20 protein-coding genes are annotated in these 17,872 nt (G+C 35.8%); 19 read left to right on the top strand and 1 reads right to left on the bottom strand.

Features of this window, described 5'->3' with window-relative positions; translation table 11 throughout:
- The first annotated feature begins 1 nt into the window (after position 1).
- Complete coding sequence (locus BLS89_RS04850) at positions 2–1,486, top strand: complex I subunit 4 family protein (protein ID WP_092736367.1); 1,485 nt, start codon at positions 2–4, stop codon at positions 1,484–1,486.
- Positions 1,487–1,507: 21 nt separating this feature from the next.
- Positions 1,508–2,893, top strand: a complete 1,386-nt coding sequence (locus tag BLS89_RS04845; RefSeq protein WP_092736366.1) for an NADH-quinone oxidoreductase subunit N — start codon at positions 1,508–1,510, stop codon at positions 2,891–2,893.
- A gap of 255 nt (positions 2,894–3,148) precedes the next feature.
- Here the strand turns inward: BLS89_RS04845 and BLS89_RS04840 are convergent, their stop codons facing one another.
- Positions 3,149–3,433 carry a hypothetical protein gene (locus tag BLS89_RS04840; protein WP_092736365.1) on the bottom strand — a complete coding sequence of 95 codons (285 nt, stop codon included), beginning with the start codon at positions 3,431–3,433 and terminating at the stop codon, positions 3,149–3,151.
- A gap of 389 nt (positions 3,434–3,822) precedes the next feature.
- On the opposite strand from BLS89_RS04840, the gene gmk reads away from it, so the two are divergent.
- The 17 genes from gmk to BLS89_RS04760 all read left to right on the top strand — a co-directional run bounded on the left by gmk (position 3,823) and on the right by BLS89_RS04760 (position 17,866).
- Entirely contained in the window at positions 3,823–4,389 is a 567-nt protein-coding gene (gene gmk / locus BLS89_RS04835; protein ID WP_092736364.1) for a guanylate kinase, read from the top strand.
- On the top strand, positions 4,386–5,138 hold the full coding sequence (gene folB / locus BLS89_RS11290; protein WP_317039415.1) for a dihydroneopterin aldolase: 753 nt from the start codon (positions 4,386–4,388) through the stop codon (positions 5,136–5,138). The genes gmk and folB overlap by 4 nt, the downstream gene beginning before the upstream one ends.
- Positions 5,139–5,163: 25 nt before the next feature.
- Entirely contained in the window at positions 5,164–6,306 is a 1,143-nt protein-coding gene (locus tag BLS89_RS04825) for an esterase-like activity of phytase family protein (RefSeq protein ID WP_176763246.1), read from the top strand.
- Between the two features lie 25 nt (positions 6,307–6,331).
- The gene (locus tag BLS89_RS04820) at positions 6,332–7,672 is read left to right on the top strand and encodes a carboxylesterase family protein (RefSeq protein ID WP_092736362.1); all 1,341 of its coding nucleotides are present in this window, start codon (positions 6,332–6,334) and stop codon (positions 7,670–7,672) included.
- Positions 7,673–7,757: 85 nt separating this feature from the next.
- Positions 7,758–9,584, top strand: a complete 1,827-nt coding sequence (locus BLS89_RS04815; RefSeq protein ID WP_092736361.1) for a TonB-dependent receptor — start codon at positions 7,758–7,760, stop codon at positions 9,582–9,584.
- A 99-nt stretch (positions 9,585–9,683) separates the two neighbouring features.
- Entirely contained in the window at positions 9,684–11,603 is a 1,920-nt protein-coding gene (gene thrS, locus BLS89_RS04810; RefSeq protein ID WP_092736360.1) for a threonine--tRNA ligase, read from the top strand.
- A gap of 90 nt (positions 11,604–11,693) precedes the next feature.
- Positions 11,694–12,191, top strand: coding sequence for a translation initiation factor IF-3 (gene infC / locus BLS89_RS04805; RefSeq protein ID WP_092736359.1), 498 nt, complete (start codon positions 11,694–11,696; stop codon positions 12,189–12,191).
- A 38-nt stretch (positions 12,192–12,229) separates the two neighbouring features.
- Positions 12,230–12,427 (top strand): 50S ribosomal protein L35, encoded by a 198-nt coding sequence (rpmI, locus tag BLS89_RS04800; RefSeq protein ID WP_092736358.1) that lies wholly within the window; start codon positions 12,230–12,232, stop codon positions 12,425–12,427.
- 132 nt (positions 12,428–12,559) lie between these two features.
- Positions 12,560–12,907 carry a 50S ribosomal protein L20 gene (gene rplT, locus BLS89_RS04795; protein ID WP_092736357.1) on the top strand — a complete coding sequence of 116 codons (348 nt, stop codon included), beginning with the start codon at positions 12,560–12,562 and terminating at the stop codon, positions 12,905–12,907.
- A 157-nt stretch (positions 12,908–13,064) separates the two neighbouring features.
- On the top strand, positions 13,065–14,414 hold the full coding sequence (gene hisS / locus BLS89_RS04790; RefSeq protein ID WP_092736356.1) for a histidine--tRNA ligase: 1,350 nt from the start codon (positions 13,065–13,067) through the stop codon (positions 14,412–14,414).
- Positions 14,411–14,917, top strand: coding sequence for a methylated-DNA--[protein]-cysteine S-methyltransferase (locus BLS89_RS04785; RefSeq protein ID WP_092736355.1), 507 nt, complete (start codon positions 14,411–14,413; stop codon positions 14,915–14,917). The genes hisS and BLS89_RS04785 overlap by 4 nt, the downstream gene beginning before the upstream one ends.
- A gap of 374 nt (positions 14,918–15,291) precedes the next feature.
- On the top strand, positions 15,292–15,759 hold the full coding sequence (locus BLS89_RS04780; RefSeq protein ID WP_092736354.1) for a hypothetical protein: 468 nt from the start codon (positions 15,292–15,294) through the stop codon (positions 15,757–15,759).
- A 10-nt stretch (positions 15,760–15,769) separates the two neighbouring features.
- On the top strand, positions 15,770–16,066 hold the full coding sequence (locus tag BLS89_RS04775; protein ID WP_092736353.1) for a hypothetical protein: 297 nt from the start codon (positions 15,770–15,772) through the stop codon (positions 16,064–16,066).
- A 182-nt stretch (positions 16,067–16,248) separates the two neighbouring features.
- Positions 16,249–16,503: a TreTu family toxin gene (locus BLS89_RS11360; RefSeq protein ID WP_449421138.1), complete on the top strand. Its 255-nt coding sequence runs from the start codon at positions 16,249–16,251 to the stop codon at positions 16,501–16,503.
- 14 nt (positions 16,504–16,517) lie between these two features.
- Entirely contained in the window at positions 16,518–16,838 is a 321-nt protein-coding gene (locus BLS89_RS04770) for a hypothetical protein (protein ID WP_143017726.1), read from the top strand.
- Positions 16,839–16,969: 131 nt separating this feature from the next.
- Positions 16,970–17,179, top strand: coding sequence for a hypothetical protein (locus tag BLS89_RS04765; RefSeq protein ID WP_092736351.1), 210 nt, complete (start codon positions 16,970–16,972; stop codon positions 17,177–17,179).
- A gap of 24 nt (positions 17,180–17,203) precedes the next feature.
- Entirely contained in the window at positions 17,204–17,866 is a 663-nt protein-coding gene (locus tag BLS89_RS04760; protein ID WP_092736350.1) for a hypothetical protein, read from the top strand.
- Positions 17,867–17,872 lie beyond the last annotated feature (6 nt).

Below are 17,872 nucleotides of genomic sequence, written 5' to 3'. Positions count from 1 at the left end.
AATGTTATTAGCACTATTACTATTACCTTTATTAGGGTCGGGATTAGTTTTTGCGTGGAAAGGTTCCATTAGCAAATATTTGGCATTGGGTGTGGCAGTTGCAGAATTGGTGGTTGCAGCCCTTATGTTGTGTAGTTTTAATTACTCGGATAGTGTAGACAGTCATCTTCAGTATAGCATCCACTACCAGTGGTCTTGGCTTATGCGGAGTAGTATTGATCTGGGGGTAGATGGTATGGGGTTGCTTTTCGTATTGCTTACGAATATTCTTGTGCCGCTCATTATTCTTTCTTCTTTCAATGAGGAAAAATCTTACCGCAATACATTCTATGCACTTATCTTGCTGATGCAGTTTGGGCTTTTAGGTGTATTTTCATCATTAGACGGACTTTTGTTCTATGTTTTTTGGGAAGTTACGCTTATTCCGATATGGTTCATCAGCGGACTATGGGGGCAAGAGGATCAACGTTTGAGAGTAACTACAAAGTTTTTTGTATATACATTCTTTGGTTCTTTATTTATGCTGGTGGGGCTTATTTATTTATACCAATACGCCGATTCTTTTTCGTTAATAGATTTGTATAATACCGACCTAAATCCTAACCAACAAGTTTTTGTATTCTGGATGATATTTATGGCATTTGCAGTTAAGTTGCCGGTTTTTCCATTTCATACGTGGCAGGCAGATACTTATACTTATGCACCATCTCAAGGCTCTATGCTTTTGTCGGGGATAATGCTGAAAATGGCAATATTCGGTGTTTTGAGATATTTAATTCCAATAACTCCGGATGCTATAGCAGGCTGCTCCGGAGAGATTGTAATTGTACTCTCCGTTTGCGGTATTCTTTATGGTGCATTGATAGCTATTGTAAAAACAGATGTTAAGAGAATTATAGCCTATTCATCTTTATCTCACGTTGGGCTTATGGTAGCAGGTATTTTTGCATCGGCAGTAGTTACGCTTAGAGGTAATTTCACAATAGAAGGAGCCGAAGGGGCTTTGGTTCAGGCATTTGCCCACGGTATCAATGTTGTAGGGCTTTTCTATTGCTCAGATATTTTAATCAAGAGATTCAAAACGCGTGACATTAGAGAGATGGGCGGTTTAGCGAAAGTAGCACCGAAGTTTGCAGTATTATTTATGATTATTCTTTTCGGTTCTATGGCTGTTCCTTTGACCAATGGTTTTGTGGGAGAGTTTATATTGCTGAAATCGTTATTTGATTATAATACTCTGACTATGATTATAGCCGGTCTTACCGTGATTTTTGCAGCTGTTTATCTACTTAGGCTTTATGCTAAAGCTATGTTCGGAGAAGGTGATGAAGCTGTTTTGTCTGGTGTGAAAGACCTCTCTACATCGGAGTTTATCGTGTTGGCTGTTTTAGCATTCTTTGTGATTACGCTTGGTGTTTATCCGAGCATCATAATTGATTTGGTGCATAGTTCATTGAAGTTTATCTACTTATCGGTGATAAGTTAAAAATATTTGTATAAAAGAAAGATGAGTGTTTTAATTATTGTATTTCTCACTGCGGTATCGGTATTGTTTACAGGGGTATTCAATCAAGGTAAGTTTGCGAGATATGTAGGGATTTTAGGGTTAGGCATAGCATTAGCCGTAAGCTATGGTTCGGATTGTGATTTTTTTGCAAAATATAAACCAATGTTTTATTTCAATGGTGTAGCGGCACTTTATACCAAAATGGTTTTAGCCATTACCCTATTGATATTTTTCTTGGGAAGTTTTGCATTTAGCAACCATAGGAGCCATCAGTCCGAATTATATGCACTGATATTGTTCTCTCTTTGCGGAGGAATTATATTATTCGGATTTCAAAATTTGGTAACCTTATTTTTGGGGATAGAAATCCTCTCTATACCACTCTATGTAATAGCAGGAAGTACCAAAACCAATATTCGTTCCGTAGAGGCTTCTATGAAATATTTTCTGATGGGGGCATTTGCCACAGGGTTTTTATTGTTTGGGATAGCCCTTGTTTATGGGGGGGCAGGCAGTTTTGATTTGGGAGCGATACACAATTTCAGTATTACCAACGGTAAAGATACTGTTTTCTTATTAGGAGTTATTTTGATGTTGGTGGCTATGGCGTTCAAGGTTTCGTTAGCACCGTTTCATATGTGGAGTCCAGATGTTTATCAGGGGGCGCCTTCTCTTATTACTTCTTTTATGGCTTCTGTGGTAAAGATAGCAGGTTTTGCGGCTTTTTTCAAAATGATGACGATGGGTTTTGGCGGAAGTTTTTCCGGGTGGATAGATATAATTGCCGCTTTAGTAGTAATAACACTCATTTTGTCGAATCTTATGGGCTTGGCCCAAACTAACGCCAAAAGAATGCTGGCATACTCCAGTGTTTCTCACGCGGGATATATCGCTTTGATATTTTTTGGGTACAATGTAGCATCTTACTATTATATGGCATTTTATCTTTTTGCTTATTCATTAGCAACAATAGGAGTGTTTATGAATTTGATATGGGTAGAAAAGATTAAGAAAGAAACCTCTTTCGATGCTTTTTGCGGATTGGCAAAAACGGAGCCGCTTCTTGCTTTGGTATCGGCAGTTTCGTTATTGTCTATGGCGGGGATTCCTCTTACGGCAGGGTTTATAGGTAAGTTTAATATATTCAGTCAGGCAATAAGCGGAGGTGCTTTGCTTGTAGTTATTGTGGCTATTGTTGGTTCTGCACTAAGTATAGCGTACTACCTAAGACTGATTATAGCAATGTTTTTCTACAAAGAAACCACATTCAAAACAAGTGAGAGTGCTTCTATAACTTACAAAATAGTTGCTGTATTCGTTATATTGTTGCTTATTGCGTTGGGGGTTTATCCGGATTTATTCGCATACCAATTTGGATTGAATTAAAGAATATCTTTGAATTAACTTAAATGAAAACAGCCTTAGAGTATAGGGCTGTTTTTTATGGTGAAATAATAGGGAGTGGTTACTGCTAAAAATTATAGTATTAGGTTAATACAATGCTATATAAGTATCTTTAGTAGTATTCATAAATATGCTCTGCGATAGTATTATATGGCTTATTATTATTAAACTCAATTTGTTTTGTCCAGTTTCCGTGGTTGTCATACTCGTATTGATAAGTGTTTTTTTTCATATAAACTACTGTTGGGATTGTAAGAAATTGTCTCTATTTAATTTCCCTTGCGGTGCTTGAGTCCAATTATCGTAGTACTTAAAGATATATTTACTAAATAAACTACTGTTGGTGTTATACATGTTATATTCTACTAAATTACCTTTGTTGTAGTATTGATAAGTTTCTTTTTTTGTTAAACTACCATCGGCATTGTAACTTGTATAATCTATTTTATTCCCCTTGTTGTCATAGATATAGATATCATTATCGAAAAAAATGCCTTTTTCAATCTTTCCGAAGTGCTCCACCGCCCTATAACAGAATTGAGTATAGTTTTTTACTTTGCATTTTAGTCTGTTTTTTTCTCAGTCGGTTTTTCTATGGTTATTACCCCCTGTAAGAAAAAGTGTTTCTATAAGTAAAATATCTGTTTTTATCAAATGTTTCATAGTATATTATTTTTTATTTTAGTGAATATTTATATATTCGCAAATATATAATAAAATAAGAAATAATCTCGTTGTTTACTTTTAGCCATTAAAAATACGAAAGATATGGTTTATCAAGTAAGAAAATGGTTGCCGTTAAAAAGCTTAGATGACTTTGTTGTTAAATATAATCTGTCTAAATAGTTTATTTTTTCATTTTTATACTTAAATTTGACAAATAATAATTTGTTGAACAAAAAGTATAAATTTTGAATAATAAAGTTATCATATTTTCAGCACCGTCCGGAAGTGGGAAAACTACTCTGGTAAAGCATTGCTTGGAACAAATTCCAAACCTTAGTTTTTCTGTGTCAGCAACTACAAGAGCCCCAAGAGGAAATGAAAAAAACGGACAAGACTACTATTTTCTTACCCCTGATGAGTTTAGAATACGCATTGCAAGCGATGATTTTGTAGAGTACGAAGAAGTCTATCCCGATAAATTCTACGGCACTCTGAAATCCGAAGTACAGCGTATCTGGGATAGCGGAGGCGTGGTGATTTTTGATGTAGATGTAGTGGGCGGGGTAAACCTTAAAAAGTATTTTCAGGATGAAGCGTTGTCTGTATTTATAGCACCACCAAGCGTGGAAGAACTGGAAAAACGCCTGAAAGGGAGAGCCACAGATGACGAGGACACGATAAAAGTACGCGTACAAAAAGCGGAGGAAGAACTTAAATATCAAAAATATTTTGATAAGGTCGTTGTCAATGACCAGCTTACCGATGCCCAAAAAGAAATTAAGACCTTAATAATAAAATTTTTAGAACAATGAGCAATAAAAAGAACCTGCCGGTACCGGACTTTGGAATTATAGACGAATTTAAGGAGCCGGATTATAAAGACTTACCCAAGCTTATCCAAGAATTAAAAAAAGAGAAAGGTTTTACTATTTTGGCAGAGAGCTTTTTGCCGGAGGAAGTACTAAATGTGGCCGACTATGTAGATGGTGAATTAGTAGATAGAGTAGCGGAGATAAAATCTCCAAATATTCTATACTGCGGAGAAAATATTCAGGCAGAGGTGATTAAAGATGAATATGAAGATAAAAATGTTTTTGTCCCAGAGATACCATTGGAAGATGCAGATAAACCTCTAAAAGAAATTTATTACACAATGAAGTATGAGTTTCCGGAGATAGATGATATTCACGAAGAAATGAATACCGCCAAGATTATTCTGGAAGATGTCAAGATTTATGCTTATCACGGTGTTTTGGAGGAAGAGCGTAAGATGGGTACTTATTATTTGGTAACGGTAGAAATAGAAGCGGATATATGGCGTGCGACCAGAACAGACGAAATAGAAGAAACGATTTCTTATGCGGAGGTGAATGACATTATTCATAGGGAAATGGCGATACCATCAAAACTTTTGGAGAGGGTAGCCGGGCGGATCATCAATAAGCTGCATAACGCTTTTGAATACATAGAAAGTATCAGCGTAAAAATAACGAAATGCAACCCACCTATGAAAGGCGAAATGAAAGGAGCATCGGTACAGCTTAAAAAATATTTTTATTAAAAATATTTGCTCTAAAATGAGAAAAATGAAATTATATAGATGGTTGCCGCTCTTAGCTTCTATCATAGGGCTTCAGTCTTGCCAAACATTATTTAATACACAGGTATCGTCCAAAAGCACTCTTAAACTTTTAGATGAATATATTATCCCTAATGATGCTCATTTCCAAGGGACGCTTATCGGCGGGCTTTCGGGGATTGATTATGACAAAGAGCATCAGCAGTATTATTCTATTTCCGATGATAGAGGGAGCAGGGGAGTTCCTCGGTATTACACCCTGAAGTTTGATATTTCGGATAATAAAATTAAAAATTTCAGTGTAGTGGCTGTTGACAGCCTTAAAATGGAAAACGGGCAGCTGTTCCCGGCATACGGTATAAAAGGAAAAGAAAATCAAGTACCGGACCCTGAAAGTATTAGGTACAATCCTAAAGAGAATATTATTGTTTGGTCGAGCGAAGGAGAGCGGAAAGGAGATGTCATAGAAAATCCATCAATTTATGTCGCAATAATGAGTGGTAAAACGATAAGCCAATTGCCGTTGCCTTCTCAATTTGTGATGGACAAAAAGAACTTTGGTCCTCGTAGGAACGGTGTTTTTGAGGGGATGAGTTTTTCTAATGATTACAAACATCTATGGGTAAGCACCGAGGAGCCTCTTTATCAAGATAGTGAAGCGGCAAAGACGATACCGGGAAAATATTGGAGTAGAATTATCAAGTATAGCTATCCTTCGGGTAAGATTTTAGCACAATACGCTTATCCGCTGGACAAAGTCATTCAGACGCCTATCCCTGCCAATGCAGAAGCAATGAATGGGATCTCCGAGAACTACGTCTTGGGCAACGATAAAATGCTGGTTTTGGAACGTTCGTATGCCGCGGGGCATTCGGATTTGGCAGTAAGAATTTATTTGGCGGATTTCTCTAATGCCGAAAATATAAACAATATAGCTTCTCTAAAAGATTATCCATTGAAAAGACCTGCCACTAAAAAATTGCTTTTAGATTTATCAAATTTGGGAATTCATATAGACAATTTGGAGGGGATATGCTTCGGACCTAAGCTTCCGAACGGACATCAGTCGGTGCTTTTGATTTCGGATAATAATTTTAGCAACGATGAAGTTACCCAGATTTTGCTCTTTGATTTAGATATAAAACTTTAAAAATATAATTATAATACTTAAAAATATGAAATCTATTATTTCTATTCTATTATGTATATCTGTTTTTATTAAAGCACAGACAGGAACATTTACAGAGCTTAGCTACTCTTGTGCAGACAATGTATCTCGCCCTTATATCCTCTATACTCCGAAGGGGATAGATAAGGCAAAATCTTATCCATTGGTAATTTATCTTCACGGCTCGATTTCTGCTCCTGTTATTAAGAAAAATCCTTTGGATTATATGAAGCGTTCGCCTCTATTGAAATGGGCAGACGAAGGTAAATTTTATTTAATGTTCAGCTATGGGCAAAAAGGAGCTACATGGTTTGATAAGGTGGGAACTCAGATGGTACTCGGCGAGATGAATAATGTTGTAAAACAGTTCAAGGTCAATACTGATAAAATTTTTCTAAGTGGTTTTTCAGACGGAGGTTCAGGGGTAATGTATATGGCGATGAACAATCCTTTCCCATTCGCCGGTTTTATTGCTATGAATGGAAGTCTTAGCGTGGCTAATAAAGCCGGAGAGTCTGCTGTATTCTCTGAGAATATAAACAATAAACCTCTTTATATTATCAATACTGACGGGGATATGCTTTATCCTATTACACAGATTAGACCTACGATAGATTATCTAAAATCCATTGACCGCAATGTGGTTTATTCAGAGCCGAAAGGCAACCATGAGATGAGCTATATAGACGCTGAAATTCCAGTGCTTACCAGCTTTGTTAATCAAAACAGCCTTACACCTACTCTTTCTTGGAGTTGGGAGACTGCCGTACCTCAACAGGATTTTGTACAAGGAATAAGGATAAACGAGATAGATACATTGCAAATGCCTAAAAACTGGCAAAAACCTTATCATCTGAAAGTCTTTAATGACAAAGCAGATTTCGGGGTTAGCTACGATTACAGCTATCAGGGGAATGACGGTCTTAAAGTAAAAGGCTTTAAGAATGATTCTGCGACAGCAAAAAAAATGGGTGTAAAACCAGGAGATATCATTGTAATGATGGGCAAAGACAGTATTACTTCTCCTTATACTCCATATATTTATGCTGCTTCTAAGAAAGCCGGAGATGCTGCCAGTCTCACTGTACTTCGTGACGGTAAAACGCAGACTCTTTCAGGTGTTTTCAATAAAGGGTTCTATTACGATGTTTTCAAAAGAAATGAGCGGAAACATTATGCGAAAATTCAAGCGCAAATAGAGCGTCATACCCTTTCAATACAGACTTCAAGAGTGAAAGCGTTAGAAATTAATTTTGATGACCTTAAAGCGTTTGGAATAAGGAAATTATTCATTAATGATAAAAAAATAAAAACTAAAACTAAGGGTATTCAGAAGATTACGCTGTAGGATTTTTAACATCATAATTTTATGTTTTGTTTTGTGGAATCTACGCAAATGCATAACTTGCACCGCTTTTATAAAAAATGATTATATGAAGAAACAGTTGTTATGCGTTATGCTTTTGGGAGCATCGTCGTTTGGGCTTTTGGCACAAGAAAGAAGCCAAAGTATTGAAGAGGTAACACTTCACGGAAAATTTCTCAATTTACCCTACAAGAAAGTCAATGAGAATGTGATAGTGATTACAAAAAAGGAGATTGAAAATGCCCCTGCGAAGAGTATAGATGAAGTTTTGCAGCAGTTTACCGGTATGGATATCCGTAGAAGAGGGGCTAATGGTGTTCAGAGTGATGTTTCTATAAGAGGCGGCTCGTTCGACCAAGTTTTGGTATTGATAAACGGCATCCGTATGAATGATTCCCAGACAGGGCACAATAATATGAATATCCCTGTGGATTTGTCTAATGTGGATAGAATAGAAGTGATCAAAGGTCCGGCATCAAGGAGATTCGGGCAGAATGCTTACGCAGGAGTCATCAATATTATTACAAAAACTGCTGCTGACAAAACCGTTAAAGTATCTGCATCGGGAGGTGATTTTTCCACTTATGCCCTTGGACTTTCTGCTACAGGAGGCAATGAAAACTTTACCCAATTATTTCAGGCTAATACGGCAGCTTCTGAGGGCTATCGTTACAATACAGATTACAAAATCAGAAATGTATTCTACCAAAATAATATTAAGATAAAAGATGGCAGCATAAAAATGCAAGCCGGATTTACGGAAAAGAAATTCGGGGCTAATGGATTCTATGCGTCGCCGCTGTACAAAGATCAGTATGAGGAAACTCAGGCTTCGGTGGTAAGTGTGGCGTACCAACAGCAGTTTGGGAATTTGGGGCTTAATGCTAATGCTTATTGGCGTAGAGGGCAGGATATGTATCTTTTTGTAAGGAATAAACCTCAGGCTTATAGAAACTTGCATATCGGTAATAATGTAGGCGGCGAGCTTAATGTAAGCTACAAATCCTCTTTGGGAACTACAGGATTGGGATTAGAACTAAGAAAAGAATTTTTTGTAAGTCATAATAATAACCCTGCCATCAGTATGGGAAGCCGTGAACGGTTTGTGACTCAGTTGTTCTTTGAGCATCATTTTTCTTTGATTAATGATAAGCTGCAAGTTTCACCAGGTGTTTCTTGGGCAAGCTATGGCGATGAGGGTAATTTCTTCTATCCGGGATTGGATGTAGGATTTGATTTTGACAGCCATAATAAAATCTATGGTAATATTTCCAAAGTACATAGGGTGCCAACCTTTACAGATCTCTACTATATCAGCAAAACGGAGGTGGGAAATTCTGCATTAAAACCAGAAAGTGCCGTATCTTCGGAATTGGGATACCGCTATCAATCGTCTAAATTTTCTGCTAAACTGAGCGGTTTTATGAGAGATTCCCAAGATGCTATCGACTGGGTAAAAGCTAATGCCACAGATCCGTGGAGGGTAATGAACATCGGGCAGATTAAATCCAGAGGTGTAGAAGTAGAAGTTTCCCAGAAACCGGCAGAATGGATTAGCTATTCCTTAGGCTACACATATTTGGATAAGTCTTATCATAATCCTCAAAACTTAATGTCTAAGTATGCCTTAGAAAACCTAAAACACCAGTTTGTAGCAAGATTAGAAAATAAATTTTTGAACTATTTTAGCAACGAATTGGTTTATAAGTATAATGAAAGAGTTAATTTGGGAAGTTATAACTTGCTGGACGACAGGCTTTCATTCACTAAAGGAGACTTAAGTATTTATGTCTTAGTAAATAACCTTACAAATACCAAATATACAGAGAGCAGTCTCGTACCGATGCCGGGGAGGTGGTTCCATATAGGATTTAGTTATAAGATAGGTTATTAAAAAGTCTAAAAAAAATGCGAAAAAGCAGTAGCCTTTTTCGCATTTTTGTATTTTCAAATTTGAATATAATTTGTAATTTTGCGAACCTAAAACTTTTGTATGATCAAAATCACTCTTCCGGACGGAAGTATCCGAGAATTTGAGGGGGGGATAACTCCTTTAGAGGTAGCAAAGTCTATCAGCGATGGTTTGGCAAGAAACACGATTTCTGCCGTAGTAAACGATAAACAGGTAGAGGTATCTACCCCTATCGTCACGGATTCCACGCTGCAGCTGCTTACATGGAATGATGATTTGGGTAAGAAAGCCTTTTGGCATTCTTCGGCACACTTGTTGGCTCAAGCCATTTTGGCGTATTACCCTCATGCAAAATTGACTATTGGTCCGCCGATAGAGCATGGGTTTTATTATGATGTAGATTTCGGTGATGAGTCTCTTTCCGAAAAAGATTTTGAGAAAATAGAGAAAAAAATGTTAGAAAATGCTAAGAAAAATTCTACATTTAGTCTCTATTCCGTTTCAAAGTCGGAAGCACTGAAAATATATGCGGACAACCCGTACAAAACGGAATTGATAGAAAATTTAGAAGACGGTTCCATTACTTTCTGTACTCACGACGATTTTACAGACCTCTGTAGAGGAGGGCATATCCCATCTACGGGTATCGTGAAAGCAGTGAAGATACTCAACGCCGCAGGAGCTTACTGGAGAGGAGATGAAAACAACGCACAGCTTACCAGAGTATATGGTATTTCTTTCCCTAAACAAAAGGATTTGACTGAATATTTAGAGCGTTTGGAAGAAGCAAAACGAAGAGACCATAGAAAATTAGGAAAAGAATTAGGATTGTTTACTTTTTCAGAGAAGGTAGGTGCCGGTTTGCCACTTTGGTTGCCTAAGGGTACCACCCTTAGGAAGAAATTGGAAAACTTCCTTTCTGATGCACAAAAGAAAGGTGGCTATGAGTTTGTAATGACACCGCATATAGGAAATATAGAGCTATACAAAACTTCCGGACACTACGAAAAATACGGAGCGGATAGTTTTCAGCCGATAAAAACACCTCACGAAGGCGAAGAGTTTTTACTTAAACCGATGAACTGCCCTCACCATTGCGAAGTGTATAAAGCACATCAATGGTCTTATAAAGATTTGCCCAAAAGATACGCGGAGTTTGGAACGGTTTATAGATACGAACAGAGTGGAGAGTTGCATGGGCTTACCCGTGTGAGAGGATTTACTCAAGATGATGCCCACTTATTTTGTACACCGGACCAATTGCTTGCAGAGTTTGAAAAAGTTATAGACTTGGTTCTTTATGTTTTCAAATCTTTAGGTTTTGAAGATTTTGTAGCACAGGTTTCATTGAGGGATAAAGAAAATAGAGCGAAGTATATAGGCAGTGAGGAAAATTGGGAGAAAGCAGAAAATGCCATCATTACGGCAGCCAAAAATAAAGGACTAAATACAATACTGGAGTATGGAGAAGCCGCATTCTACGGACCTAAATTGGATTTTATGGTTAAAGATGCCTTAGGCAGAAGTTGGCAGCTGGGGACTATTCAGGTAGATTACAATTTGCCGGAGCGGTTTGATTTAACTTATGTAGGATCAGATAATGAAAAGCACAGACCTATAATGATTCACCGTGCACCATTTGGCTCTATGGAGCGTTTTATTGCGATTTTAATAGAGAATACAGCAGGAAACTTCCCTCTTTGGCTTAGTCCCGAGCAGTATATTATCCTTCCGATTAGTGAAAAATATACAGATTATGCAAAAAAAGTTTCACAATTGTTAGAAAATCACGATATTTGCGGTCTGATAGATGAGCGGAATGAGAAAACCGGAAAAAAAATCCGAGATGCAGAATTAAACAAAATACCGTTTATGCTGGTGATAGGCGAAAATGAAAAAACAAATGGAACGGTTTCTGTGAGGAAGAGAGGGGAGGGAGATTTAGGTGTGATGAGTGTGGAGGATTTTATCAACCTTTTTCAAAAAGAAGCTCAACATTAAAAAAGATATTAACTATAAAAATATAAAGCCATAGCTATTAGAAAAAAAAATACCAGGACTGTACCGCATCGTCAGCAAGAGGATGCGCATATGATTAATGATAAAATCCGTGCGAAAGAACTTCGCTTAGTAGGGGATAATGTAGAGCAGGGCGTTTACCCTTTAGCCAAAGCTAAAGAGCTTGCCGCTGAGCAAGAGTTAGATTTGGTAGTAATTTCGGATAAAGCAGAACCTTATATCGCTCGTATACTGGACTACAAAAAGTTTTTATATGAGCAAAAAAAGAAACAAAAGGAACTGAAAGCTAAGCAAGTAAAAGTAGTAGTAAAGGAAATTCGTTTTGGACCTCAGACCGATGAGCACGATTACGAATTTAAGAAAAAACACGCAGAGAAGTTTTTAGAAGAAGGTTCTAAGCTCAAGACTTATGTGTTCTTCAAAGGGCGTTCTATCGTATTCAAGGATCAAGGAGAGATACTTTTGCTAAAATTGGCTCAAGATTTAGAGCATGTAGGGAAAGTGGATCAGCTACCGAAACTTGAAGGGAAAAGAATGATTATGATGATGAGCCCTAAAAAAACGAAATAAAATAGAACTATTGATAACAAAATATAAAAAGCAAAAAAATGCCAAAATTAAAAACGAAATCAGGTGCTAAGAAGCGTTTTGCTCTTACCGGAACTGGTAAGATTAAAAGAAAGAATGCTTATAAAAGCCACATCTTGACTAAAAAAGAAACTAAGCAAAAGAGAAATCTTACGCAAACTTCTTATGTTGCCGGAGTGGACGAAAAGAGCGTTCTTAAGCAATTAGCAATCAAGTAGTTTTTATAAATCATTATCGGTTTATAAGAATTAACAACAAAATTCATTAAAAAGTTTAACCCTGAAACGGAGCCAATAAAGTAAGTTTTGAAATAGAAACTTCGCCCTTTTCAAAAAAACAAAATTTAAATTATGCCAAGATCAGTAAACGCTGTAGCGTCTCGTGCGCGCAGAAAAAAAGTGATGAAACAAGCTAAAGGTTTTTTCGGTAGAAGAAAAAATGTTTGGACTGTTGCTAAAAATGCCGTAGAAAAAGCAATGCAATATGCTTACCGCGGTAGAAAAGAAAAGAAAAGAAATTTCAGAAGTCTTTGGATTACGCGTATCAATGCGGGATGCAGAGAGCATGGAATGTCTTACTCTCAGTTTATGGGAGCACTTAAAAAACATAACATTGAGCTCAACAGAAAAGTTCTTGCAGACCTTGCGATGAATCACCCTGAAGCGTTCAAAGCAGTTGTGGATCAAGTAAAAAAATAATGTATAATTTTTTTGTTATCAATATAGAAACCGTCTCGTTTGCAGACGGTTTTTTTTATTTAGCCTAAACTTATCTTAAATGTGGCTCTAATTTTTAAGACAAATTTGTTTACATTTGCAGTTATTCTTTATAATCAAAAGTTATTACATAATATAGATGAAACCAAGTTTAGCAAAAGGAACACGAGATTTTTCGGCACAAGAGGTCGCGAGAAGGAGATTTATTATCAATATTCTTCAAAATAATTTTGAGGTTTTTGGTTTTCAGTCGTTGGAAACTCCAAGTTTTGAAAATCTTTCTACACTTACCGGAAAATACGGTGAAGAGGGAGATCGTTTGATATTCAAAATTCTAAATTCGGGAGCCTATGCCGATAAAATTTCAGATGAAGAATTGGTAAAAAGAGATTATAAAAAGCTTACTTCCCAGCTTTCTGATAAGGCTCTTAGATACGATCTTACAGTGCCTTTTGCGAGATTTGTTGCAATGAATTATGGGCAGATGACTTTCCCGTTCAAACGCTATCAGATACAGCCTGTATGGAGAGCAGATAGACCACAGAAAGGGCGTTTTAGGGAGTTTTATCAGTGTGATGCCGATGTGGTAGGCTCGGAGAGTCTTTGGCAAGAGGTGGAACTGGTACAGCTTTATCATAAATCCTTTTCGGATATGAAAATACCGGTAAGCATACACATTAACAATAGAAAAATTTTGACAGGCTTAGCAGAATATGCCGGAATATCCGCACAATTGATAGATTTTACCGTGGCACTGGACAAACTGGATAAGATAGGAAAGGAAGGGGTACTCTCTGAAATGAAATCCAAATCTATCTCTGCTAAAGCTTTGGAGAAATTAGATTTTCTCTTTGATGTACAGAAGCCGGCATTGGAGCAATTGGCAATATTGAAACAAAAATTTGAACATACAGAGATAGGATTGCAAGGTATTTCCGAGTTGGAGTTCGTTTTGGAACAAGCGTTCTCATTGGGAATTTCCGAGACCGATTTGGTGTTTGATATTACTTTGGCTCGTGGATTGGATTATTATACCGGAGCTATTTTTGAAGTAAAAGCAAAAGATGTCCAAATAGGCTCTATAGGTGGAGGAGGCAGATATGATAATCTCACGGAGGTTTTTGGAGTAAAAAATATCCCGGGGATAGGGATTTCGTTTGGATTGGATAGAATTTATCTCGTGATGGAGGAATTGGGGCTTTTTAATCATAAAGACGAAATTCAGGTGAAATATCTTTTTGCAAACTATGGAGAAAGAGAAGCCTTGGAAGCCTTGAAAATAATTTCAAAATTGAGAACTAAAGGAATTTCCGCAGAAATTTACCCGGAGGCATCTAAACTCAAAAAGCAGTTTGCCTATGCCGAAAAAAAGAATATTCCATTTTTGGTTTTTGTAGGAGAGCAAGAGATTTGTGATAAAACTATTACAATTAAGAATTTAAAGACAGGAGAGCAGAATACCATTACCATAGATAAATTTCTAAATTGATTATAAAAAAGTGCATAGCGACGCCTCTTGGTGAAATGCTTGCAGGAGTTTCTGAAAATCGGCTTTGTTTTTTATTGTTTTCAGATAGCAGGTGGATAGAATCTCAGATCCAAAAACTATTGAAATGCATTGGCGGAAATTTGGTAGCGGGGGAGCATCCGTTATTTTCTCTTTTGGAAGTAGAACTTAATAATTATTTTGAAGGAAAGCAGAAAACCTTTACGGTACCTTATTCCTATACAGGCACTGATTTTCAAAAACAAGTATGGCAGTCTTTGACGCGTATTCCCTATGGGCAAACGATTTCTTATAAACAACAAGCACTTGCCATAAATTCTCCTAAAGCAGTAAGGGCAGTGGCAAATGCCAATAGCCGGAATCCGCTGGCTATAATAGTACCGTGCCATAGAGTGATAGGGCATAATGGTAAATTGACAGGTTATGCAGGGGGATTGGAAAGAAAATCTGAATTGCTAAATTTAGAATTTAATCGAATAATATAGAGATGGCAGATTTTAGATTAAAGGTATTCTATACGGCATCAAAGTGCTTAAGCTTTACAAAAGCAGCCGGAGAGCTCTCTATATATCCTAACTTGCGGTTACTAAAAATCTAAAAATGAAATAGTAATAGATGCGTTCCATTACATCGTACTGATTACCAAAAAAGGATTGACCGTTTTAGCCTAAGAGCATTAAAAGCGGTTGGTGTAGGTGAGATAAAATCTTTACTAAAAGGAGAGAAAACAATCGCTCAATTATTCGGTAAAATAGGGAAATTACCTAAAAATGCCATTACTGAAATTAGAAAGATTAAGAAACCTAAAAGAGGAGATGCTAAGAGGATTTTTGAGAAAGTTCAAGGAATAAGCCATGTATTGAAAAAATATAGAGTTTCAATTTTTGATAAAGTTAAAGTTATTGGAAAAGATAAAAGTTTACCAAGAAGTGTTGTAGAATCTTTTATGGATAATTATTATTATACAGCTGAGACATTAGAAAATATAAAAGTCTTTAGGAGATTTGGAGAACAAGGAAAGAATCAAGCAAAACTTTTTGGAAATTATACTTCTACAGAGGCATTATTGAGTAGAGAGGAATTAGCAATATTAACTAAATGGAATACGATGCAATTTGAAGCAGAAATAGTTATTGAAAAAGGTGCTAAATTAAATTTAGGAAAGGTTGCACCATATGGAAAATACTCTGGGGGAGCAGATCAAGTTCTCTTACCTAGAAAATATCCTGAAAAATGGATAAAAAGCATTAAAGATTTGAAGACAAAAAAAACTTATTCTTTGGAGGAGTTTAAAACTTTATTTCCTAATTTGATTAGGGCGAACTAAATAATTGATTATGAAAGATGAACTTTTAAAGTTAGAGCTAATTAAGTTACAAGAAATATTATACAATGAATTTAATTCAAAGTATAGATATGAAGATATTGATAATTCCATAAAGATTTTAAATCAAAAAAATAAAAAACAGTATTGTTCTATAGCTAATAAGATTAATAATTTCAGTAGAATATTATACGAAACAGGATTGCTAAACGATTTAAATGATAATATTTATGAGGAATTTATTAAAGTATTAAAAAATGTAGAGGATATTGTAAATTCAATTTGTTCGGAGAATAACACAAAGGGATAGAAGCTCCCCAAAAGCGCTATTGAGGAAATTCGACAAGTTAAAAAAATAAAAAAAGGCGATGCTAAGAGGATATTTGAGAAGGTATCATTATTAAAATCAGCAAGGTTAGCTTGGGGAAAAGGAGAAAATATTATAACAACTATTAAGAGAAGTAGAGTTGGTTCTTGGATGAGTAAAGCAGAATATCAAAAAATGGTAAAACTTCTCAACTACAGAAAAGAAGTGGAGGGATAACTCATATTCTTTTAGAAGGAAAAGAACATTATAGAGATATTGCTGAAAAAATGTATGTAGAGTTTGATATTCCTAAGAATACAACTATTACTCGAGGAAGTGGCAAAGGCTGGGGAATTTTTTATGAAAAAGGTTCTCCTCGTTGGAAATTCTATAATAAAAAAGGACTAGATGTATCACAACTAAAAGTATCCAAACATTAAAATAATAGATAGAAATGGACTTTAACGAATTATTATTAAATTTAAAAGGATGGTTTAAATCATTAAATGAAATGAAAGAAGCTCAAATTTTTTTTAGAGAAGAAATATATAGAGAAGAAATGCCTTTTGCGGATGCAAGTGTTTTAAAAATAGAAGTAGAGGATATAAATAACTTAGGAATAATTTTAATATATAAAGATAATTATTTATACTTTGATTATATTTCAAAAAATGATGAATCTATGAAGAACCATAATTGGTCAGAAAGATATACTGACCTACAAGATATAAAATCAAAGATTTTGGAATTTATTAAAAAATATTGGGAATCCTAAATATATGTCAGAAACTAAAAGTCCTTATTGTGCATCTTGTAGAGCAGTTTAACGAAATGTTCCCTAATATAAAACTAATATTTATAAATGGCACAAAATAAAATAAAAATAAAGAAATAATTTTTGAAGTTATGGTTACAGACTCTGATTTATTAAGAAAAGAGATAGAGAGATATAATGAATTTAATAATACAAATTTTGAAATTATAGAAATAGCAGAAGAAATAGAAGCAGAATTTTGCAAGATAAAAACGACAGCAGATGAGTCTCACATATTTAAACTGGGATTTGGTTTAGCAAGGTGTGAAGAGGAGTTAAGACAAGAGGATAAAATAGATTGATAATTTTGAAATAAATAATAAAGTTTGAAAAACCTCCTATATATATTATTTTTAATATTCAGTATAACTTTTAGTTATGCTCAGGAGGTTGTTGCTCAAGATTTACAATATGCCACATCGATTACCTCTGAGGGGATTAGAGTAACCTTTAAAAACAGCAATAACTCCCAATACGCATTTGATGAGCCTACAAAAGCATTAAACAGAGATTATAAGGAGCTTAACGGAAAAATAACTCCATTCAAAGCCGTAGAAAACAAAAAGACGGAACCCTTTATTGCCAGTGTAGAGCTTACAGATAATAGTATATCTGTGGATAGTTTAATCTTCAAGACCACAAAGGGCAGGGCTATCGAATCAAGGAAAGTAGGAAACGACTATGAATTAACCCTAAAAGGCTTATACAGCGATGCCACAGAAGAAGTACAGGCGGTGATTAAGCAAAGGGGAAAATACCAAGTAGCAGGAGCGTTTAATTTGGTTCATATCTCGCCTAAGGCGATTAAGCTAAACTTAATTCCGACGTCAGGGGTACACCTATCCGAATCCCAAATAGAGGAAGTAAAAAACATCTACAAAAAAATACCCGAAGATATTGCCACTGGTTGGGTAGTTAAAGCCTTGGAAGATTTACAAGAAAAAGGAGTGAAAAGTATAACAAATATCCCTTGGAATGGAGTAAATTAAAATTTA

Origin of the sequence: Riemerella columbipharyngis (assembly GCF_900101995.1) — a bacterium.
In the GTDB taxonomy this organism is placed as follows: domain Bacteria; phylum Bacteroidota; class Bacteroidia; order Flavobacteriales; family Weeksellaceae; genus Riemerella; species Riemerella columbipharyngis.
Note: the sequence above shows the minus strand (reverse complement) of the source record. Positions and strands in the feature narration are given on the sequence as shown.

Excerpts from the sequence above, each read along its gene's own strand:
- BLS89_RS04850 (WP_092736367.1), top strand. The coding sequence starts at position 2 with ATGTTATTAGCACTATTACTATTACCTTTATTAGGGTCGGGATTAGTT.
- BLS89_RS04845 (WP_092736366.1), top strand. The coding sequence starts at position 1,508 with ATGAGTGTTTTAATTATTGTATTTCTCACTGCGGTATCGGTATTGTTT.
- folB (WP_317039415.1), top strand. The coding sequence starts at position 4,386 with ATGAGCAATAAAAAGAACCTGCCGGTACCGGACTTTGGAATTATAGAC.
- BLS89_RS04825 (WP_176763246.1), top strand. The coding sequence starts at position 5,164 with ATGAAATTATATAGATGGTTGCCGCTCTTAGCTTCTATCATAGGGCTT.
- BLS89_RS04820 (WP_092736362.1), top strand. The coding sequence starts at position 6,332 with ATGAAATCTATTATTTCTATTCTATTATGTATATCTGTTTTTATTAAA.
- BLS89_RS04815 (WP_092736361.1), top strand. The coding sequence starts at position 7,758 with ATGAAGAAACAGTTGTTATGCGTTATGCTTTTGGGAGCATCGTCGTTT.
- thrS (WP_092736360.1), top strand. The coding sequence starts at position 9,684 with ATGATCAAAATCACTCTTCCGGACGGAAGTATCCGAGAATTTGAGGGG.
- infC (WP_092736359.1), top strand. The coding sequence starts at position 11,694 with ATGATTAATGATAAAATCCGTGCGAAAGAACTTCGCTTAGTAGGGGAT.
- rpmI (WP_092736358.1), top strand. The coding sequence starts at position 12,230 with ATGCCAAAATTAAAAACGAAATCAGGTGCTAAGAAGCGTTTTGCTCTT.
- rplT (WP_092736357.1), top strand. The coding sequence starts at position 12,560 with ATGCCAAGATCAGTAAACGCTGTAGCGTCTCGTGCGCGCAGAAAAAAA.
- hisS (WP_092736356.1), top strand. The coding sequence starts at position 13,065 with ATGAAACCAAGTTTAGCAAAAGGAACACGAGATTTTTCGGCACAAGAG.
- BLS89_RS04775 (WP_092736353.1), top strand. The coding sequence starts at position 15,770 with ATGAAAGATGAACTTTTAAAGTTAGAGCTAATTAAGTTACAAGAAATA.
- BLS89_RS04770 (WP_143017726.1), top strand. The coding sequence starts at position 16,518 with ATGGACTTTAACGAATTATTATTAAATTTAAAAGGATGGTTTAAATCA.
- BLS89_RS04765 (WP_092736351.1), top strand. The coding sequence starts at position 16,970 with ATGGTTACAGACTCTGATTTATTAAGAAAAGAGATAGAGAGATATAAT.